This is a genomic window from Methylomonas sp. MS20 (genome assembly GCF_050275925.1).
In the GTDB taxonomy this organism is placed as follows: Bacteria; Pseudomonadota; Gammaproteobacteria; order Methylococcales; family Methylomonadaceae; genus Methylomonas; species Methylomonas koyamae_A.
On the sequence record NZ_CP189962.1, the window covers coordinates 226,493 to 243,794 of the forward strand.

At 58.4% G+C, this 17,302-nt stretch carries 13 protein-coding genes and 1 pseudogene; 1 reads left to right on the forward strand and 13 read right to left on the reverse strand.

Going from position 1 to position 17,302, the window contains the following annotated elements; genetic code table 11:
* Positions 1-8: 8 nt before the first annotated feature.
* Positions 9-1,853, forward strand: a complete 1,845-nt coding sequence (locus ACQE3D_RS00980) for a bifunctional metallophosphatase/5'-nucleotidase (RefSeq protein WP_313729349.1) — start codon at positions 9-11, stop codon at positions 1,851-1,853.
* Positions 1,854-1,892: 39 nt separating this feature from the next.
* Here the strand turns inward: ACQE3D_RS00980 and ACQE3D_RS00985 are convergent, their stop codons facing one another.
* The 13 genes and pseudogenes from ACQE3D_RS00985 to guaB all read right to left on the reverse strand — a co-directional run bounded on the left by ACQE3D_RS00985 (position 1,893) and on the right by guaB (position 17,219).
* Entirely contained in the window at positions 1,893-2,219 is a 327-nt protein-coding gene (locus ACQE3D_RS00985; protein WP_071160130.1) for a P-II family nitrogen regulator, read from the reverse strand.
* Between the two features lie 8 nt (positions 2,220-2,227).
* Positions 2,228-5,296, reverse strand: a complete 3,069-nt coding sequence (locus ACQE3D_RS00990; RefSeq protein WP_168030294.1) for an efflux RND transporter permease subunit — start codon at positions 5,294-5,296, stop codon at positions 2,228-2,230.
* 12 nt (positions 5,297-5,308) lie between these two features.
* Positions 5,309-6,466, reverse strand: a complete 1,158-nt coding sequence (locus ACQE3D_RS00995) for an efflux RND transporter periplasmic adaptor subunit (protein WP_313729348.1) — start codon at positions 6,464-6,466, stop codon at positions 5,309-5,311.
* The gene (locus tag ACQE3D_RS01000) at positions 6,466-7,800 is read right to left on the reverse strand and encodes a TolC family protein (RefSeq protein WP_313729347.1); all 1,335 of its coding nucleotides are present in this window, start codon (positions 7,798-7,800) and stop codon (positions 6,466-6,468) included. The genes ACQE3D_RS00995 and ACQE3D_RS01000 overlap by 1 nt, the downstream gene beginning before the upstream one ends.
* 217 nt (positions 7,801-8,017) lie before the next feature.
* A complete protein-coding gene (locus tag ACQE3D_RS01005; protein WP_313729346.1) occupies positions 8,018-9,457 on the reverse strand; it encodes a carbohydrate porin in 1,440 nt (479 codons plus the stop codon).
* Between the two features lie 152 nt (positions 9,458-9,609).
* Positions 9,610-10,407, reverse strand: coding sequence for an indole-3-glycerol phosphate synthase TrpC (gene trpC, locus ACQE3D_RS01010; RefSeq protein ID WP_313729345.1), 798 nt, complete (start codon positions 10,405-10,407; stop codon positions 9,610-9,612).
* 129 nt (positions 10,408-10,536) lie between these two features.
* Positions 10,537-10,701 (reverse strand): hypothetical protein, encoded by a 165-nt coding sequence (locus ACQE3D_RS01015; protein ID WP_175463757.1) that lies wholly within the window; start codon positions 10,699-10,701, stop codon positions 10,537-10,539.
* A 131-nt stretch (positions 10,702-10,832) separates the two neighbouring features.
* On the reverse strand, positions 10,833-11,531 hold the full coding sequence (locus tag ACQE3D_RS01020; protein ID WP_313729344.1) for a hypothetical protein: 699 nt from the start codon (positions 11,529-11,531) through the stop codon (positions 10,833-10,835).
* Positions 11,532-11,658: 127 nt separating this feature from the next.
* On the reverse strand, positions 11,659-11,802 hold the full coding sequence (locus ACQE3D_RS01025; protein ID WP_313729343.1) for a hypothetical protein: 144 nt from the start codon (positions 11,800-11,802) through the stop codon (positions 11,659-11,661).
* Between the two features lie 539 nt (positions 11,803-12,341).
* Positions 12,342-12,988: pseudogene (locus ACQE3D_RS01030) on the reverse strand (DUF6680 family protein).
* Between the two features lie 60 nt (positions 12,989-13,048).
* Entirely contained in the window at positions 13,049-14,635 is a 1,587-nt protein-coding gene (gene guaA, locus ACQE3D_RS01035; RefSeq protein ID WP_168030276.1) for a glutamine-hydrolyzing GMP synthase, read from the reverse strand.
* 81 nt (positions 14,636-14,716) lie between these two features.
* Positions 14,717-15,685, reverse strand: coding sequence for a class I SAM-dependent methyltransferase (locus ACQE3D_RS01040; RefSeq protein WP_313729341.1), 969 nt, complete (start codon positions 15,683-15,685; stop codon positions 14,717-14,719).
* Positions 15,686-15,752: 67 nt separating this feature from the next.
* Positions 15,753-17,219 (reverse strand): IMP dehydrogenase, encoded by a 1,467-nt coding sequence (gene guaB, locus ACQE3D_RS01045; RefSeq protein ID WP_064026411.1) that lies wholly within the window; start codon positions 17,217-17,219, stop codon positions 15,753-15,755.
* Between the last annotated feature and the right edge of the window lie 83 nt (positions 17,220-17,302).

Below are 17,302 nucleotides of genomic sequence, written 5' to 3' on the forward strand. Positions count from 1 at the left end.
GAATCGCCATGAGAAACAAACAATTGATCGCCGGTATCGGCATCGCGTTAGCGACGCTGGGTTGCGCGCAAGCCGCCACTAGCACCGTTAAGATCGTCGCATTCAACGACTTCCACGGCAATCTGCAATCGCCGGGCAATTTCGGCGTGCAGGCCGGCGGCTCCGGCACCGCGATCGTCAGCAAGCCGGCCGGCGGCGTCGATATGCTGGCCGCTTACGTCGATGCGTTGAAAGCGGAGAATCAGAACAGCGTCGTCGTGTCGGCCGGCGACCTGATCGGTGCCAGCCCATTGATCTCGGCCTTTTTTCACGACGAAGGCACGATAGAAACGATGAACCGCCTGGGCCTGGAATTCAACGCGGTCGGCAACCACGAGTTCGACGAAGGCAAGGACGAGTTGCTGCGGATGCAGGCGGGCGGCTGCCATCCGACCGACAGCAACACCTGCAAGGGCGCGGAAGTCGGCACGCCGGTACCGTTCGAAGGCGCAAAATTCAAGTTTCTGGCCGCCAACGTGGTTAACACCGCGAACGGCAAGACCGTGTTTCCGGCTTACGCCATCAAGAGCTTCAACACCGCCGGCGGCAAGCTCAAGGTCGGCTTCATCGGTTTGACCTTGAAGGAAACCCCGACCATCGTCACGCCGGCCGGCGTCGCCGGTTTGGCGTTCAAGGACGAAGCCGCCACCGTCAACGGCTTGGTGCCGAAATTGCGCGCCCAGGGCGTCGAAGCCATCGTCGTGTTGCTGCATCAAGGCGGCTCGCAAGGCAGCGCGGCGCCGAATTTCATCAACGATTGCTCGGCGGCCTTGCAAGACCCGACCACTTCGCCGGTCAAGGGCATCGTCGCCCAACTGGACAACGCGGTGGACATGGTGATTTCCGGCCACACCCACACCGGTTTCATCTGCCAGTTGCCCAACAAGGCCGGCCGCGCGATTCCGGTGACCCAGGCCAGTTCGTTCGGCCGGGTGCTGACCGACATCGACCTGACCATCAACCACGCCAACGGCGATGTCGTCGCGGTCGATGCGCGTAACATCACCGTGGACAGGACCGACGCCAATTATATGGCCGACGCCGAAATCAAAGGCATCGTCGACGGTTATGCCGCATTGGTGGCACCGCTGGCCGCTCGCACGATAGGCACGATTACCGGCCCGGCTACCAACTCGGCGAACGGCGCCGGCGAAATGGCGGCCGGCGATTTGATCGCCGATGCGCAATGGCAAGCCACCTCGGCGGCGGCATTCGGCGGCGCCCAGTTTGCGCTGATGAACCCCGGCGGCGTGCGCAATCCGGGCTTCACCGCCGCCGGCTATCCGCACGACGTCAGCTACGGCGAAGCGTTTACGGTGCAGCCGTTCGGCAACAGCTTGGTGACGCTGACCTTGACCGCCGCGCAATTAAAAGATGTGCTGGAGCAGCAATTCGTCGGCGGCGGTTGTTTGTTGTCCGACGGCGTGACCAAGAACAATCAAACCTCGCAACGCATCCTGCAAATCTCCAACGGCTTGCATCAGGAGTGGAGCGAGTCCGCGCCGGCTTGCGCCAAGGTACGCAATGTATCGCTGAGCGTTTACGACGCCGATGGCAACCCGACCGCTACCGACCTGATCGTCAGCGACGGCGCGGTGATCAACCCCAGCCAAACCTACCGGGTCACGGTCAACAACTTCATGGCGACCGGCGGCGACAACTATAGCGTGTTCACCCAGGGCGGCGACATGCTAGGCGGCGCGCAGGACATCGACGCGCTGATCGGCTATCTGGGCCGTTATCTGCCGCCGCATCCGGCCTACGATCCAAGCGCCGCGACGTTGCACGCGCCGCGCACCGTCAAGCTGCCTTAAAACGCTGGGGCCGGTCGGACTGGACGCCGACCGGCCCTTTTACGCCAAATCCTCGCCGCGTTCGCCAGAGCTGATTCGCCCGCCCTTGTGGACCTCCAGCATGTAGACCTTGCCGTCGCCGTGGTGGCCGCTGTGGGCCACTCGCATCACCGTGGTAAAAATTCGCTCGGCCAGTGCGTCCGGCGCGAAAATCTCGATGCGCTTCTTGGGCAAGAAGGGTTTGTAGTCCTGAATATGTTCGGTCCGTTCCCGGCCGAAACCTTCGCAATCCATCACCGACATGCCGGGAAAGCCGGGAATCTCCAATAGCGCCAACGTCAAGGGATTGAGTTTATGCGGTTGGATGTAGGCGCGTATCTCTTTCATGGGCAGTCCTAGGGCTCGTCGGCTTCGGAAAAATAACGGTACAGGGCCGGTAGTAGGGTCAATGTTAGAACGGTGGCGGTCGCCAAACCGCCGATAATCACCACCGCGAACGGTTTGGCGGTTTCCGAACCGACGCTGGTGGACAAAGCCGCCGGCAGCAAACCCAGCATCGCCATCAGCGCGGTCATGACCACCGGCCGCAAGCGGCTGACCGAGCCGTTGACGATCGCGTCGTGCAGGGACTGACCTTCGCGGCGCAATTTGTTCAACTGCGATACCAGAATCACGCCGTTTTGTACCGCGATGCCGAACAGCGCGATAAAGCCGACCGCCGCCGACACGCTCAAATTGATGCCGGTCGCCAGCAGGATCAGTAAACCGCCGATCATCGCGAACGGTACGTTCATCACGATCAACAACGCGTTTCTAACCGACATGAAGGCCCAGAACAGCAAGACGAAGATCAATCCCAGACTGATCGGAACAATGATGGCCAGGCGTTTCATCGCCCGTTGCTGGTTTTCGAACTGGCCGCTCCAGACGATATGATAGCCCGGCGGCAAGGCCACTTGCTCGGCGACTTTTTCCCGAGCTTCGGCGACGAAGCTGCCCTGGTCGCGGTCGATTAGGTTACATTTGATCGCGATCCGCCGCATGTTGTCCTCGCGGCTGATGCGCGACGCGCCCTGATTGACCTTGATCGTCGCCAGTTGCGCCAACGGAATCTTTAAGCCGTCCGGCGAGCTGACCAGCAAATTCTCCAGGCTGGCGATCGAATTGCGGGCGTTCTCCTGATAGCGCAGCGTGATGTCGAAGCGCCGTTCGCCTTCCAGAAACTGAGAAGCCGCCTTGCCGCCCATGCCGATTTCCATGACCCGTTCCACATCGGCGACGTTGATGCCGTAACGGGAAATCTTGGCGCGGTCGATCTCGACGATGGCTTGCGCCAAGCCGGCTTGCTGCTCGGCGGCCACGTCGGTGGCGCCGCGGATCGAGGCCAGGATTTGGGTAATTTGATCGGCTTGGTCTTGCAAGGTTTTCAAATCGCCGCCGAACACCTTGATCGCGATTTCGCCCTTGACGCCGGAAATCGCCTCCTCGACGTTATCCTGAATCACCTGGGAAAAGTTGGTCATCAGGCCGGGATAAACCGCCAAGGCCTTATCCATCGCCTGCACCAGTTCGTCCTTGGAATGGTAACGCCAAGTCGATTTCGGGTTTAGATCGATTAACGCTTCCAGGTTATTGAAGCCTTTCGGATCGGTACCGTCTTCGGGCCGGCCCAACTGGGTCAGCACCATTTTCGCTTCGCTAAAGGTTTCCAGCTTGGCGCGCACCCGCCGTTCGATGTCCTTGGCGGTGGTCAGCGACACCGGCGTCGGCAGCGTGATGGTCAGCCAGATGTTGCCCTCGTCCAGTTTGGGCATGAATTCGGTACCGATCAGCCGGACGGTCATGAAACTCAACACCAGCGCCGCGACCGCCGCCGTAAACACGATTTTGGCGTGGCGCAACACCCATTCCAGCAGGCGCCGGTAGTGGCGTTCCATCGCGTGTACCAACGGATTGTGGCGCTCGCCGATGTTCGGCCCGAGCAAATAGGTCAGCATTGCCGGTACGAAGGTCAGGCTGAACAGCATCGACGCCACCAATGCGAAGCTCAGCGTGTAGGCCATTGGCGAAAAGATTTTGGCTTCGACGCGCTGGAACGTGAAGATCGGCAAAAAGGCGATGATGATAATGGCCTTGGAAAACAGGATGGGCCGGCCCATCTCGGTGGCGGTGTTCAGCAACGACTGGCGCAGATGGCGCATGTCGGCCTTGCGCTGCAAATCCAGGGTAATTTGTACCATCACCGCTTCCACCAGCACTACCGCGCTGTCGACGATAATGCCGAAATCGATCGCGCCCAACGAAATCAGGTTGGCCGAGACGCCGCCGGCATCGACCAGAATAAACGCGAACAGTAAGGACAGCGGAATGATCAAGGTGACCAGCAAGGCCGCCAGGAAGCGGCGCAAAAACACCAGCAGGATCACCAGAATCAATGCCGCGCCTTCGATCATATTGTGTTCGACGGTATGCACGGTATGGCCGACCAGCTCGGTGCGGTCGTAAATCGGCGTGATTTTGACACCGGGCGGCAGGCCGAACTGGTTCAGTTCGGCGATCTTGTCCTTGACGCCATTGACCACTTCCACCGCGTCGCGGCCCTTGATCAACAGCACGATGCCTTCGACGATGTCGTCGCGCTGATTCATCGCCACGATGCCGGTGCGCGGTTGCGGGCCGACCGCGATTTCGGCGATGTCCTTGACCCGCACCGGCACGCCGTCGTGGCTGGCGACGACGATATCGCCGATTTCGTCGGCCGACTTCAGCAAGCCGACACCCCGCACTACCAAGGCTTCGTCGCCGTCCTCGATATAGCCGCCGCCGGTGTTAGTGTTATTGGCGGCGATCGCCGCGTACACTTGGTTCAGATCGAGTTGGTAATTCTTCAGCCGATCAGGTTTGACCAGTACCTTGTATTCCTTGACGCCGCCGCCGTAGGAAATCACGTCGGCCACACCCTGCACGGTGCGCAACTTCGGTTCGATCACCCAGTCCTGCAACGCGCGCTGCTCGGTCAACGGCAGATGTTTGGCGTCGATCACGTAGCGGTAAATCTCGCCGACGCCGGTCGACAGAGGCCCCAACTGCGGTTTGACCTCGTCCGGAATGTCGGCATTGTGCAGGCGCTCCAGTACTTGCTGGCGCGAAAAGTAATCCTCGGCGTCGTCGTCGAAGGTTAACGTCACCACCGACAAGCCGAAGATCGACACCGAGCGCATGTTCAGCAGATGCGGCAGACCGTTCATTTCCCGTTCGATCGGCAGCGTGACCAACTTTTCGACCTCTTCCGGCGCCTGGCCGGGATACTGGGTAACGACTTGGACGAACACGTTCTGCACGTCGGGAAAGGCCTGAACCGGCAGTTTTTCGAAGGCAATGATGCCGGATACGGCGACGGCCAGCGTCATGCCGATCGCCATCAAGCGTTGCTGCAAACAAAAAGCGATGATGCGCGCGATCATGAGCTATCCCGGTCAATTGGCCTGAGTGTCGGCATCTTCCTCGGCGCGCAGCACCAGGGCGCCTTCGGTGACTAGGCGCTCGCCGGGCTGTAAGCCTTCCAGAACGACGCCTTGGTCTTTCAGGCGCAGGCCGATTTTGATCGGCTTTTGCTTGAAACGATTTTCCCCGGTCGCGACGAATACGTAATCGGATTCGGCCTCGGTAAATACCGCCGTCAGCGGAATCACGATCGCCTGTTGAGACGGGTCGCTTTCCAGAGTCACGCTGGCGTACATGCCCGGCAGCAGGCGGCCGTCCGGATTGGCCAGCTCGCACCGCACTTGCACGCTGCGGCTGTTTTCATCCAGTACTTGGCCGATATAGCGCACCACGGCCGGAAAACGTTCGCCCGGATAGGCGGGCACTTCGACGCTGACTTGCTGACCGACCTTGATCTTGCTCAGATGGATCTCGAACACCTCCAGCACCGCGCTCAGCCGGCTCAAGTCGGACACCACGAACAATGGACGGTCGGTGTCCGGGCCGACTTCCTGACCGGGATTGACGTTACGCTCGACGACGTTGCCGGCCAACGGCGATTTCAACGCAAACCGGCCGTTGGCTTGGCGACCGGCCAGATGCAGATTTTTCAAGCGGGTTTCGGTGCGTTGCAGTTCGCTGCGCGCCCGCTGCAAATCGTCCTCGGCTTGCTCGAAGTCCTTGCGGGCGACGACCTTGCCTTCGTAGAGCTCGCGCTGGCGTTGATAGGCCCGGTTGGCCAGCGTCGATTCGGCCCGAGCCTTGGCGAAATCGGCTTCGGCGTCGGCGACATCGGGGCTGTGCAATTCCAACAGCGTCGACCCGGCGGCGACTTGGCTGCCCAAGGCCAGCGCTTGGCCGACTACCCGGCCGGCGACCGGCGAGCTAATCCGCGAGGTCAGGTTTTCGTCGTAGGCGATCTTGCCGGCCAGAGGCTCCATCGTCGGCGGCCGGCTGTAGGCCACTTCGCGAATCTTGACGTAGGTTTTTTTCGGCGAATCGGCTTGCAACACCACCTCGCCCGGCGTTTTGGCAGCTGGGGGCGGCGGAGTTTTATCGGCGGCTTCGTTGCACGCGGCCAGCGCCAGCAAGCCCGCCAGCAGCGCGGTCCGAATCGGGACGTTAAAATGGCGTTTAAACACGGTGGTCATCAGGGCTTGGGAATGGAATTTGAATCGGCGGCCGGATGGCCGAGCGGGGTTTCGTCGCCGACGGCTTTGGCCAAGTCGTAATAGGCGTTGGCACGACCGACGACGGCCGCGAAGTAGTCGCGCATCGCGGTTTTGTAACTGCGCTGCGCCTCGATAAAATCCAACACGCCGGTCGCGCCTTTTTTGAAAGCCAGTTCGGCGCTGTCTCGCACGGTTTGGGCATCGGTCAGCAAGCCGTTTTCGTAGCGTTGGGCGATTTTATCGGCGCTGCGCCAGGCGGCCAGCGCATTGGCCACGTCGCTACGAATCGCCAGTTCGGTTTGTTCGACCGCCAATTGCGCTTGATTCAAACCGACTGTCGCCTTGTCGGCTTCGCCCTGGTACTGATAAAACACCGGCACCGGCACGCTGACGCCGACGAAAAACGAATTGAGCGCGTTGTTGCTGGGGTCGCGGGCGTAACCGGCGTTGACCGTGACGTCCGGGTATTTCAAGCGGCGGGCCAATTCCAGCTCCTTTTGCGCTTGCTCGGCGCGGCGCCGATCGGCCTGCAAATCCGGCCGCTGACGCAAGGCTTGGTCGAGCAATGCGGTTTCATCGCCGTGCTGGCCGATGTCGCTGAGCGCCGGCCAGACTTCGGTGGCCTCGAATTGCCAGTCCGGCTCCGGCCAACGCAGAACTTGCGCCAGCGAGGTTTGGGCCTGACGCACCGCCGCTTCGGCCGCGTCCAGATCCGCTTCGGCGCGGGTGGCTTCCATTTTGACCCGTAAAAAATCCGCTTCGGCGATGTCTCCGCTGTTTAGGCGCAGCTTGTTGGCCACCGCGATGTCCCGATAATGGGAGACGGCTTCCTGGGCTAGCCAGCGGTTTTTTTGGGCCAGCAACAGATCGAAGTAGGCGTCCAGCACCATATTGCTAAAGATACGCACTGCATCGCGCAGATCGGCTTCCGCGGCTTGCGTCGCGAAGCCGCTGCTTTCGATGCGCAAACCGCGTTTGCCGGCCATCTCAATCAACTGACTGAACGAAAAGTATTCGGCGGGCCCGCAAGAGACCGACGGATTGTGATTGCAGCCGCGCGCCGCCGAGCCCATGTTGGGATTGTCGCCGATCTCGGACAACTGGAAATTGAAATCCGGATTGGGGATGGCGCCGGCGATGACTTCCTGGGCGCGGGCCTGATCGATGTTGTATTGGGCGGCGATCAAATCCAGATTGCGCTGAAAGAACAGCGCCAAGGTTTGCTCGGCGCTGACTAGCCGGGTTTGCGCCCACGCCGACTGCCCGCCGAGCAGCGCCAGGAGGCAACAGAGTTGCTGGAATCGTTTTCGCATCAATTTCGCCGTGATTGATTAAACCTCCGGCCGCGCCGGAGCAGATTCAGTTTAGCAAGAGCTTTGCCATTACCGAGTCGGGGTTACGGTCCGCGCCGACACCCGCCGTTCGCGGGCCGCGCATGATAGCAGACTATTATCGATACGCTATCTTTTTCCGGAAAAGCCTTTTTTGGGTAAAATCCCCCAACCTGCGGTTGATTTCAACCGCGCGACGTCAGAATTCGAAATGGGCGCGCAGTCCGTAAACGTCGACCGGACCTCGATCGGCATTGTAGGCCGGATTGGCGATGTGCTGGTAGTCGGCGGTCAGCCACACCGAGGGCCAGGGATGGAATTTATAGTAAACGTCTACCAACTGTTCCGGCCGGTAGCGGATGGTGCCGTCGCCGATAAATCCGTCCACGCCGCCCAGGCGCAAATAGTCGACGTGGCTGGCCGACAACCAACTGCTGGCGAAGCCGACCCCGACCGTGTCGCGGGCTCGGCCCCAATATTCGCCGTCGACGGCCGCGCCCAACGACAACGAGCGGTCGGCCGAGGTATAGGAGTACACCTCGGTTTGCCCGTCCGAAACCATGCCGCGTAGAAATATCCCGATCGCGCCAGTCAAGCGCTGTTCGATATTGATGCCGATGCCGGTTTTGACGTTGGGTCGGCGCACCCAACACAGATCCGGCGCGCCGGCGTTGGTCGAGTCGTAATGAAAGCCGCCGCAAGCCGCGGCGTTTTTGCTTGGGTCGTCCTTCAGCGCCGCGATGGCCGCGTCCCAGCGACCCATGATTTCCCGATTGCGGTAGGCCAACAGCCGCACCGCGCCGTCTTGGCCGTACAGCGTGTGGCGGTGTTCGATCTCCAGTTGATCGCCGTAATGGTTGAACACGTTGAAATCCAACGGCAGATCGTTGGGATTTTGGGGCGTGGCGAAGCGGCCCAGCCGCAAGGTCCACGCGCCGAGATGATATTCGCCGGCCAGACCGACCGAATAACCGCGCGCGTCGGCGGCAAAGTCGTAAGCCGCGTGGCTGAGAAACGCCATGTTCAAAAACTGCTGGCGCAGGTCGGCGGAAAAGCGGTTCTTGTCGAAAATGTCCAACACGCTGAGATTGCCGAAAGTGACCACCAAGCGGTGGCTGTCCAACGCGCCGGCCAGTTGCAAGGGCGCGGACTCGTTGCGGCCGTCGTCGCCACCGAAGCCAAAGGTTTGCTTAAGATAAAACCGCGACTTGTACCAGGTCGCGCTGACCGAGCCGGTTTTTTGCAATTCGAAGTTTTGGATGCCGCCGCCCAAGCCCTTCAAGTCGGACAGCGGCAGTTCGGAAATCATTTCCGGCGCCAGATAAATCTCGCCGCCCGGCCAGGCTTTCAAACCGAAATAAGCGGTAAAGGTGCCGGTAAAACTGCGCTCGGCATTCGGACTGAGCGAATGCGGCGTGCCGTTCAGATTGGTGTAAGCCGCCGCGAAGGCCGGTTTCCAGCTGGAGATGTAGGTAGCCTGGGCGTAGGCGTTCCAACGCTCGTCGTCCAGGTCGTGCCAGCCCTGGTCGGCCAGGGCCTGCATTAACGAAAATTCGTCGCCCGCCAAGCCGGCCACGGGCGCCAGCAGCACCAGCAAGCACCATCTCCAACCACGGACCGCCCCCAGGATATTAGCCATCGCCCCGCCCCCATCGGTGAAAACCGGCGGCACTATACCAGTCTCCGTCGTGCGCGCGTGAAAGACGTAAACCCGTTTCGAGTAAAAAAGGGTTTGGTCGGTCTAATCTGGCCCGGCAGCGGCGAGCATCAGCGAATCCGAAAATAACGGACTTAGAAAAACAACTCGCGCATCTTCTTACCCGGCGATTCGGCGCGCATGAAGGCTTCGCCGACCAGGAAGGTGTATATGCCGTTGTCCTGCATCAGTTTGACGTCGGCCGGAGTGTGGATGCCGCTTTCGGTGACGATCAATTTGTCGGCCGGAATCGTGTTTTTCAGGTCCAGCGTGGTTTGTAGGGACACTTCGAAGGTACGCAGATTGCGGTTGTTGATGCCTATCATATGGGTGTTCAGCGCCAAGGCCCGTTCCAGTTCCTCGGCATCGTGCACTTCCACCAACACGTCCATGCCCAAACCGGTCGCGGTATCGGCCAGTTCCTTCAGCATCGCGTCGTCCAGCGCGGCGACGATCAACAAGATACAGTCGGCGCCCAGCGCCCTCGATTCGTGGATTTGATACGGATCGATCATGAAATCCTTACGGATCGCCGGCAGCGGGCAACGTTCGCGGACCATTTGCAGATTGGCTTCCGAGCCCTGGAAAAATTCCTTGTCGGTCAACACCGACAAACAGGTCGCACCGTTGAAGGCATAATCGACCGCGATTTCCACCGGCTTGAAGTCCTCGCGGATCACGCCTTGGCTGGGCGAAGCCTTTTTGATTTCGGCGATGATTGCCGGTTTTTGCTGGTCGGCCTTGTTGCGCAAGGCCTGGTAAAAGCCGCGCGGAGCCTGCACGGTGCCGGCCAATTCTTGTAGCATAGCCAACGGTGTGTTGTTCTTGCGGCGCGCTACTTCTTCGGCTTTTTTGGCGAGGATGGTTTTGAGGATGTCGGGTGTGTCGGTCATGTTGTGTGGTTTGGCTAGGTGATGTATCGCTAATGCTCGGATTATATTGCAAAGTGTTCCGGACTCGGCGTCAAAGCCATTCGGCTTGATTCTTTTTATTCGCTCGCGGCAACGGCGCGTTAGACGATTTCAGCCGCAGGGGCCACAAGCGCCTTTTCCAACCAAGCCGAAATAGGCCGGTTGTTTGCCCTGTCGCAGTGGCTTGCCGGATTGTTCCTGAATAAAGATGGCGGTTTTATAGGGGCGCCAGAGCGTCGGCGCTTCGGCGTGGGCGCCGACGCGGTAGTACTTCATCTTTCGCGCTGTTTGTTGGACTGAGAACGGCATTGTTATCAGTCCAGCAGCAACAATGCTCGGGGCGGAACTATGGAATTCTATCTGGCCGGGTTAGCGAGTATCCAACCCGGCTTTTCCGGCGTCGCACGCTAAACAAACACCTTCGCAGTCCGGGCTTGTTGCTTAGAGCCGCTTAACACCCAGCCTATTAACAAGACCGACAAGGGAAGCGCTAACGAAGGAATAGGCACTGGAACAGGTAACAGAAGCGGCGTAATTCCAGCCAGCGCGGCTTGCGGCGACAATGGTTGAGCAAGAAATCCGCTCGACGTAGTTTGATCCGCTTCAACGAAATTATAGCTTGCTTGTCCTGGAGACCAATGCGAGTAATAACTAAAAACTCGGTTTGAACTGTCAGGCGTAACGCCGTCGTAACTCCAGCGTATATATCCAACACCCTGACCCAGGTTAAACAGATCGGTATTGCCAATTTCCAAATTCCAACCGCTCGGTCCCGATAACAAACTAATTTCTTGATCCGAGAAATACGGAATAGTTAATGCGGCGTGTTCGTTGATTTGCTGGCCAAATATTTGATAGCTATATTGCCATAAGCTTTCAGCTTCGTTATAGCCCAATCGCTGACCAATAAGGACAGGATTCGAGGCAGGAACACCTTCGGGTGGCTGTCCTGGCGATATTGTTATACCGGGCAATTCCGGGCGAATGGTTACTTCGGGGACCGTTATTTGATTTGAGTGGATTGGCGTATTATCGATAACTTCGCTAGCGTGAGCATTGAATGAAAATACGCCAATCAATGCCGGCCATAATAATTTCCTGAACATTTTTGTTTCCTTACGTTTGAAAATAGGAGATGTCTGGAAGTAGAGTGTTTCGAGTCTCTACCACGGAGCTTGTCGCGCCGAACTGACTCTAACATATTAACTGATTGCGGAGCAATCCCGATTACCGTTATCGCGCTCCCGCGTGGATGCAATCCAGCGTTTCCCGCATCATCATCTCGCTAAACACTAGTTCGGCGTTTAGGCCTTTCTGCCAAAATGGGAATTCGCGGTCGTTCTTATGCGCGGCCTTGGCGAAACGCAACTTTTGCAAAAGGCGCTCGGCTTTTGTTGTTGCGGCAGGTCGATGATTCGCCGGTCAGAGTAGGATTTGAAACTGGCGACGCATTTGTCCAAAACCGTAGCCTGGGCGACAGGTTTTCCAGGATCGCGTAAGCGAAGAGTTTGAAATTGGCGTGCTGCCGTTGGTATCGCCAAGTATCCAGAACGATTTGAATGGCATCAGGGCGGGTAAACTCCGGCTGACTTTATTCTCGTTACAGGTTAGAAATGGGGTTTGTCCGGTTTGGTGATGAGGTTGCGGCTGCTGCCCATTTTGCCTCCCTTGGTTACGGACGCTGCTATGCTATAGCGTGGTCAAGCGGTGCTTGCCGCCGCTCGAACCTCTACGGTTGTAGGAAGTGACCCTGTTGGAGCGGGCTTTGGCAGTTATTCGCTTGCAAACACGACGCCACGCGGGGTGGCAAGGCTATATTGCAGCGACTTTGTCTTCGCCCTGGATGCACAGAAGATGTCGAGATGAGATGTGTATAACGTGAACGCAGAGCGCGGGAACGATGGAAATCAGGGTTACTAATCGGGTTTCGCGATATTACTCGGTTGTTCGCTTTCACCACCAGGCGTTTCTAACGATGATTCCGAATCGTGATTATTAACTCCAGGGAAAGAAGTTACCGCCATTGGTAGTGATTTATCTCCTTTTACAATACTTTCTAAACCAGTTAAAAGATTGAGCTGTATATTTTCAATCGTTCCGTGAGCTTCCGGTCGATAACAGTCCCTTTGAAGCTGAACTTTATCGTAGTCATAGTTTAAGGATTGCGCCATTGCATAAAGCAAATCAGTAAACAGCTCATCGCATTTTTTAGCCATGCCTCACCTGACTCATATGTATTTCTTTGGCCTAGGTGGTTATTATAATTCTTCCAACAATTAGTAACTGCTTGTTCTTTTTGAGTTTGATATCGCGTTCTTATAAGTGGAATCATTTGACCATAAAACTCAATGTCAATCATGTTTAGAGCTTGAACATGGTCTCTATTTAGGCGCTCTGCTCGTGTAGACATCAAGGTTTTGAACAACCTGATACGACGTTCCTTTTTTTCACTAAAATTTTCAAGAAATTTCTGAGCCTGGACAGCAAGGATTGGCCCCACAATGACTGAAATGGTCATTATCCAATCTTTAGTATCCATATTCAGTTCATTAATCAAAGGCATGGTGCCAAGCCCTAAAAAATTACGAATTAGATGTTGAATGTTTTATTTTTCAGCGCATCTTTACTCCCACTCAATCGTCGCCGGCGGCTTGCCGGAGATGTCGTAAGTTACTCTGGAAATCCCCGGCACTTCGTTGATGATGCGCCTTGAGACCAAGTCCAGAAAGTCGTAGGGCAAGTGGGCCCAGCGGGCGGTCATGAAATCGATGGTTTCGACAGCGCGCAAGGCCACGACGTAGTCGTATTTGCGGCCGTCGCCCATTACGCCGACCGATTTGACCGGCAGGAACACCGCGAAGGCCTGGCTGACTTGGTTGTACAAATCATGGCGATACAGTTCTTCGATGAAGATGGCGTCGGCCTTGCGCAGTAAGTCGGCATAGGATTTTTTGACTTCGCCGAGGATGCGCACGCCCAAGCCGGGACCGGGGAAGGGGTGGCGGTAGATCATGTCGGCCGGCAGGCCCAGTTCCAGGCCGAGTTTGCGGACTTCGTCCTTGAACAGTTCGCGCAGTGGTTCGACCAGTTTCAGCTTCATGTTTTCCGGCAGGCCGCCGACGTTGTGGTGGGATTTGATCAGATGCGCCTTGCCGCTTTTGGCGCCGGCCGATTCGATGACGTCCGGGTAGATCGTGCCTTGCGCCAACCATTTGGCGTCGGTCAGTTTGCCGGCTTCCTCGTCGAAAATCTCGACGAACAATCCGCCGATGATTTTGCGTTTTTGCTCCGGGTCGTTGACGCCGGACAGTGCGCTCATGTAGCGGGCCTCGGCATCGACGCGGATGACCTTGATGCCCATGTGTTCGGCGAACATTGCCATGACCTGATCGCCTTCGTGCAGGCGCAACAGGCCGGTATCCACGAACACGCAGGTCAGTTGCGAGGCTATGGCGCGGTGCAATAAGGCCGCGACCACCGATGAATCGACGCCGCCGGACAAGCCGAGAATCACTTGGTCGCTACCGACTTTTTCGCGCACCGCGTTGATGCTATCTTCGATGATGTTGCTGGCGTTCCACAGCGCCGCGCAGCCGCAGATGTCCAATACGAAGCGGCTCAGGATGCGGCCGCCCTGCTTGGTGTGGGTGACTTCCGGGTGGAATTGCAGCGCGTAGAAATTGCGCGCCTCGTCGGCGATGCCGGCAATCGGCGCGCCGTCGGAGCTGGCGATCAGTTTGAAGCCGTTCGGCAATTCGACCACGCGGTCGCCGTGGCTCATCCATACGTCGAGTAGGCCGTAGCCTTCCGGTGAGACGTGGTCTTCGATTTCCGTCAACAGTTTGGAGTGGCCGCGAGCGCGAATTTGGGCGTAGCCGAATTCGCGGTGGTCGGAGGACTCGACCTTGCCGCCCAACTGTTCGGCCATGGTTTGCATACCGTAGCAAATGCCCAGTACCGGCACGCCTAATTCGAACACGGCCTGCGGCGCGCGCGGGGTGTCGCTGCTGGTCACGGTTTCCGGACCGCCGGACAGGATGATGCCCTTGGCGCCGAAGTTTTTGACTTCGTCGTCGCGACTGTCGCAGGAATAAATCTCGCAATACACGCCGATCTCGCGGATGCGGCGGGCGATCAGCTGCGTGTATTGCGAACCGAAGTCGAGGATCAGGATTTTGTCGGCGTGGATGTTGGATGCGGGAGTCGTCACGGGAACACCTTGAAGTAACGGAAGCGGCTTGGGCTTTAATCTAGCCCAAGCCGTCGGAAATAACAGAAAATCGGTCGCTGCCTAGAGTACGCGATACTCGCGGTACAGCTGATCCAGCAGGGCTTTGCTATCGGCGACCGGCTGGTTCAGTCCGCGCTCGGCGATGCTGCGTTGCAGTTTTTTCAAAAACCGCAGATAGGGCGCGGCCCGCATGAAGTGGCGCAGGTTGGTATGGCCGCGCACGATCGCGCCGATCCGGTCGGCGTTGCCGCTCAGCGCTGCCGAGTCGGCTCGGACTTCGGCGGGTTTGAAGAACATCGTCAAGTTGCCGCCGTCTTCCGATAAGCGGTATTCGCTTGCGGTCAGGCCGACTTTTTCGCCCATCCGTTGCAGGGTGTTGGCGTTGAAATTGAACAGATGGGCTTCGTGAAAGCTGCTGGCCGGCGATTGGCAGACGGCCTCGACGTTGGGTACTTCGACAACCAGGATACCGTCGGGTTTGAGCAGGCCGCGCAGGCGGCCGAGCACCGCGCTGGGGTCTTCGGTGTGTTCCAGCACGTGCCAAATCGTGACTAGGTCGAAACTGGCGTCGTCGAGTGCGGCGTCCTGGATGAAGCCGATTTGCAGATTCAAGCCGTATTGGGCGGCGGAATATTCGCCGTAGCCCTTGTTCGGTTCGATACCTTGCAGCTCGTGGCCCAGCGATTGAATCAGGTAGGCGAATTCGCCGCCGCCGGTGCCGACGTCCAACACCCGTCGGCGTTGCTGCAACAGATGCTTGATCTTGGCGTGGCGTTCCAACGCCACCCGGCCGGCGCGCAGGATATGCTTGGCCTTGGGCGCGTAGGTTTGCTTATAGGCCAGACGGTAGTCGTCGGCGTAAAACTGGCGGGGGTCGTGCGGAAACGGGTCGCTCCATACCAGGCCGCAATCCTTGCAGATTACGGTGCGTAACGCCGCGCCGCTACGGGAACGGTTGGACAGTACCTCGACATGGCGGCCGCCGCACAGGTTGCAGGGCATGGAGGATTCGAGTTGGTTTGCTTGCATGCTGATTTCCGGAAACCCGCCGTCGCCGGTCGGCGACGGCCAGGGAGCGGACCGGGATCGGTCCGGATTAGTTCATGTGGTAGTTGGGCGCTTCCTTGGTGATCGTCACGTCGTGGACGTGGCTTTCCCGCATGCCGGCGCTGGTGACTCGAACGAACTGAGCATTGTTGTGCATTTCTTCTATCGTGCTGTTACCGGTATAGCCCATCGCCGAGCGCACGCCGCCCAACAATTGATGGACGATGGCCAGTACCGAGCCTTTGTAAGGCACCCGGCCTTCGATGCCTTCCGGCACCAATTTTTCGACCTGCTCGGTATCTTCCTGGAAATAGCGGTCGCTGGAGCCTTGTTGCTGCGACATCGCACCCAGCGAGCCCATGCCCCGGTAAGATTTGTACGAGCGGCCCTGGAACAATTCGACTTCGCCGGGGGCTTCCTCGGTGCCGGCGAACAAGCCGCCCAGCATCACCGCGTGAGCGCCGGCCGCCAATGCCTTGGCGACGTCGCCGGAATAACGAATGCCGCCGTCGGCGATCAGCGGCACGCCGCTGGCTTTCAAGGCGTCGGCGACATTGCTGACCGCGGTGATCTGCGGCACGCCGACGCCGGCGACGATACGGGTGGTGCAGATCGAGCCGGGACCGATGCCGACCTTGACGCCGTCGGCACCGGCTTCGACCAGCGCCTTGGCTGCCGCAGCCGTGGCGATGTTGCCGCCGATGACCTGAACCTGCGGAAAGTTTTGTTTGACCCAGCGCACCTTGTCCAGCACGCCTTGCGAGTGGCCGTGGGCGGTGTCGACGATAATCACGTCCACGCCGGCCTCGACCAGCGCGCCGACCCGTTCGCCGGTGTCGGCGCCGGTCCCGACCGCCGCGCCGACGATCAGCCTTTCCTGCTCGTCCTTGCAAGCTTGCGGATTGTCCTTGGCTTTTTGAATGTCCTTGACGGTAATCATGCCGCGTAAATGAAAGGCGTCGTTGACCACCAGGACTTTTTCGATGCGGTGGGTATGCAGTTTTTCGATGACTTCCCGGTGGCTGAAGCTTTCGCGCACGGTGACCAGCTTGTCTTTCGGCGTCATGATCTGGCTGATCGCCACGTCGAGGCGGGTTTCGAAACGCAAATCTCGGCTGGTAACGATGCCGACCAATTCTTCACCGTCGACGACCGGCACTCCGGAAATATTCTTGGCGCGGGTCAGTTCCAGCACTTCGTGGACCGTGACGTTGGGCGAAACCGTGATCGGGTCCTTGATGACGCCGCTTTCGTATTTTTTGACCCGCCGTACTTCGCCGGCCTGCTGCTCGACCGTCATGTTCTTGTGGATGATGCCGATGCCGCCTTCCTGGGCGATCGCGATCGCCAAGCGGGCTTCGGTAACGGTGTCCATCGCCGCCGAAACCAGCGGGATGTTCAGGGTGATTTTGCGGGTCAGCCGGGTTTTCAGCTCGACTTCGCGGGGTAATACGGAAGAATGGGCCGGCACCAATAACACGTCATCGAAGGTGAGCGCTTCCTGAATAATTTGCATAATCACACCTGGGGCTAATCTTTAATAAGCCCGCCATTGTACAACCTAAGCGCCCATCCTAAAAATCGGAAATAGTCAACGGG

What these genes read in the sequence shown, in the direction of transcription:
- ACQE3D_RS00980 (WP_313729349.1), top strand. Translation starts at nt 9, where the DNA reads ATGAGAAACAAACAATTGATCGCCGGTATCGGCATCGCGTTAGCGACG.
- ACQE3D_RS00985 (WP_071160130.1), bottom strand. Translation starts at nt 2,219, where the DNA reads ATGAAAGAGATACGCGCCTACATCCAACCGCATAAACTCAATCCCTTG.
- ACQE3D_RS00990 (WP_168030294.1), bottom strand. Translation starts at nt 5,296, where the DNA reads ATGATCGCGCGCATCATCGCTTTTTGTTTGCAGCAACGCTTGATGGCG.
- ACQE3D_RS00995 (WP_313729348.1), bottom strand. Translation starts at nt 6,466, where the DNA reads ATGACCACCGTGTTTAAACGCCATTTTAACGTCCCGATTCGGACCGCG.
- ACQE3D_RS01000 (WP_313729347.1), bottom strand. Translation starts at nt 7,800, where the DNA reads ATGCGAAAACGATTCCAGCAACTCTGTTGCCTCCTGGCGCTGCTCGGC.
- ACQE3D_RS01005 (WP_313729346.1), bottom strand. Translation starts at nt 9,457, where the DNA reads ATGGCTAATATCCTGGGGGCGGTCCGTGGTTGGAGATGGTGCTTGCTG.
- trpC (WP_313729345.1), bottom strand. Translation starts at nt 10,407, where the DNA reads ATGACCGACACACCCGACATCCTCAAAACCATCCTCGCCAAAAAAGCC.
- ACQE3D_RS01015 (WP_175463757.1), bottom strand. Translation starts at nt 10,701, where the DNA reads ATGAAGTACTACCGCGTCGGCGCCCACGCCGAAGCGCCGACGCTCTGG.
- ACQE3D_RS01020 (WP_313729344.1), bottom strand. Translation starts at nt 11,531, where the DNA reads ATGTTCAGGAAATTATTATGGCCGGCATTGATTGGCGTATTTTCATTC.
- ACQE3D_RS01040 (WP_313729341.1), bottom strand. Translation starts at nt 15,685, where the DNA reads ATGCAAGCAAACCAACTCGAATCCTCCATGCCCTGCAACCTGTGCGGC.
- guaB (WP_064026411.1), bottom strand. Translation starts at nt 17,219, where the DNA reads ATGCAAATTATTCAGGAAGCGCTCACCTTCGATGACGTGTTATTGGTG.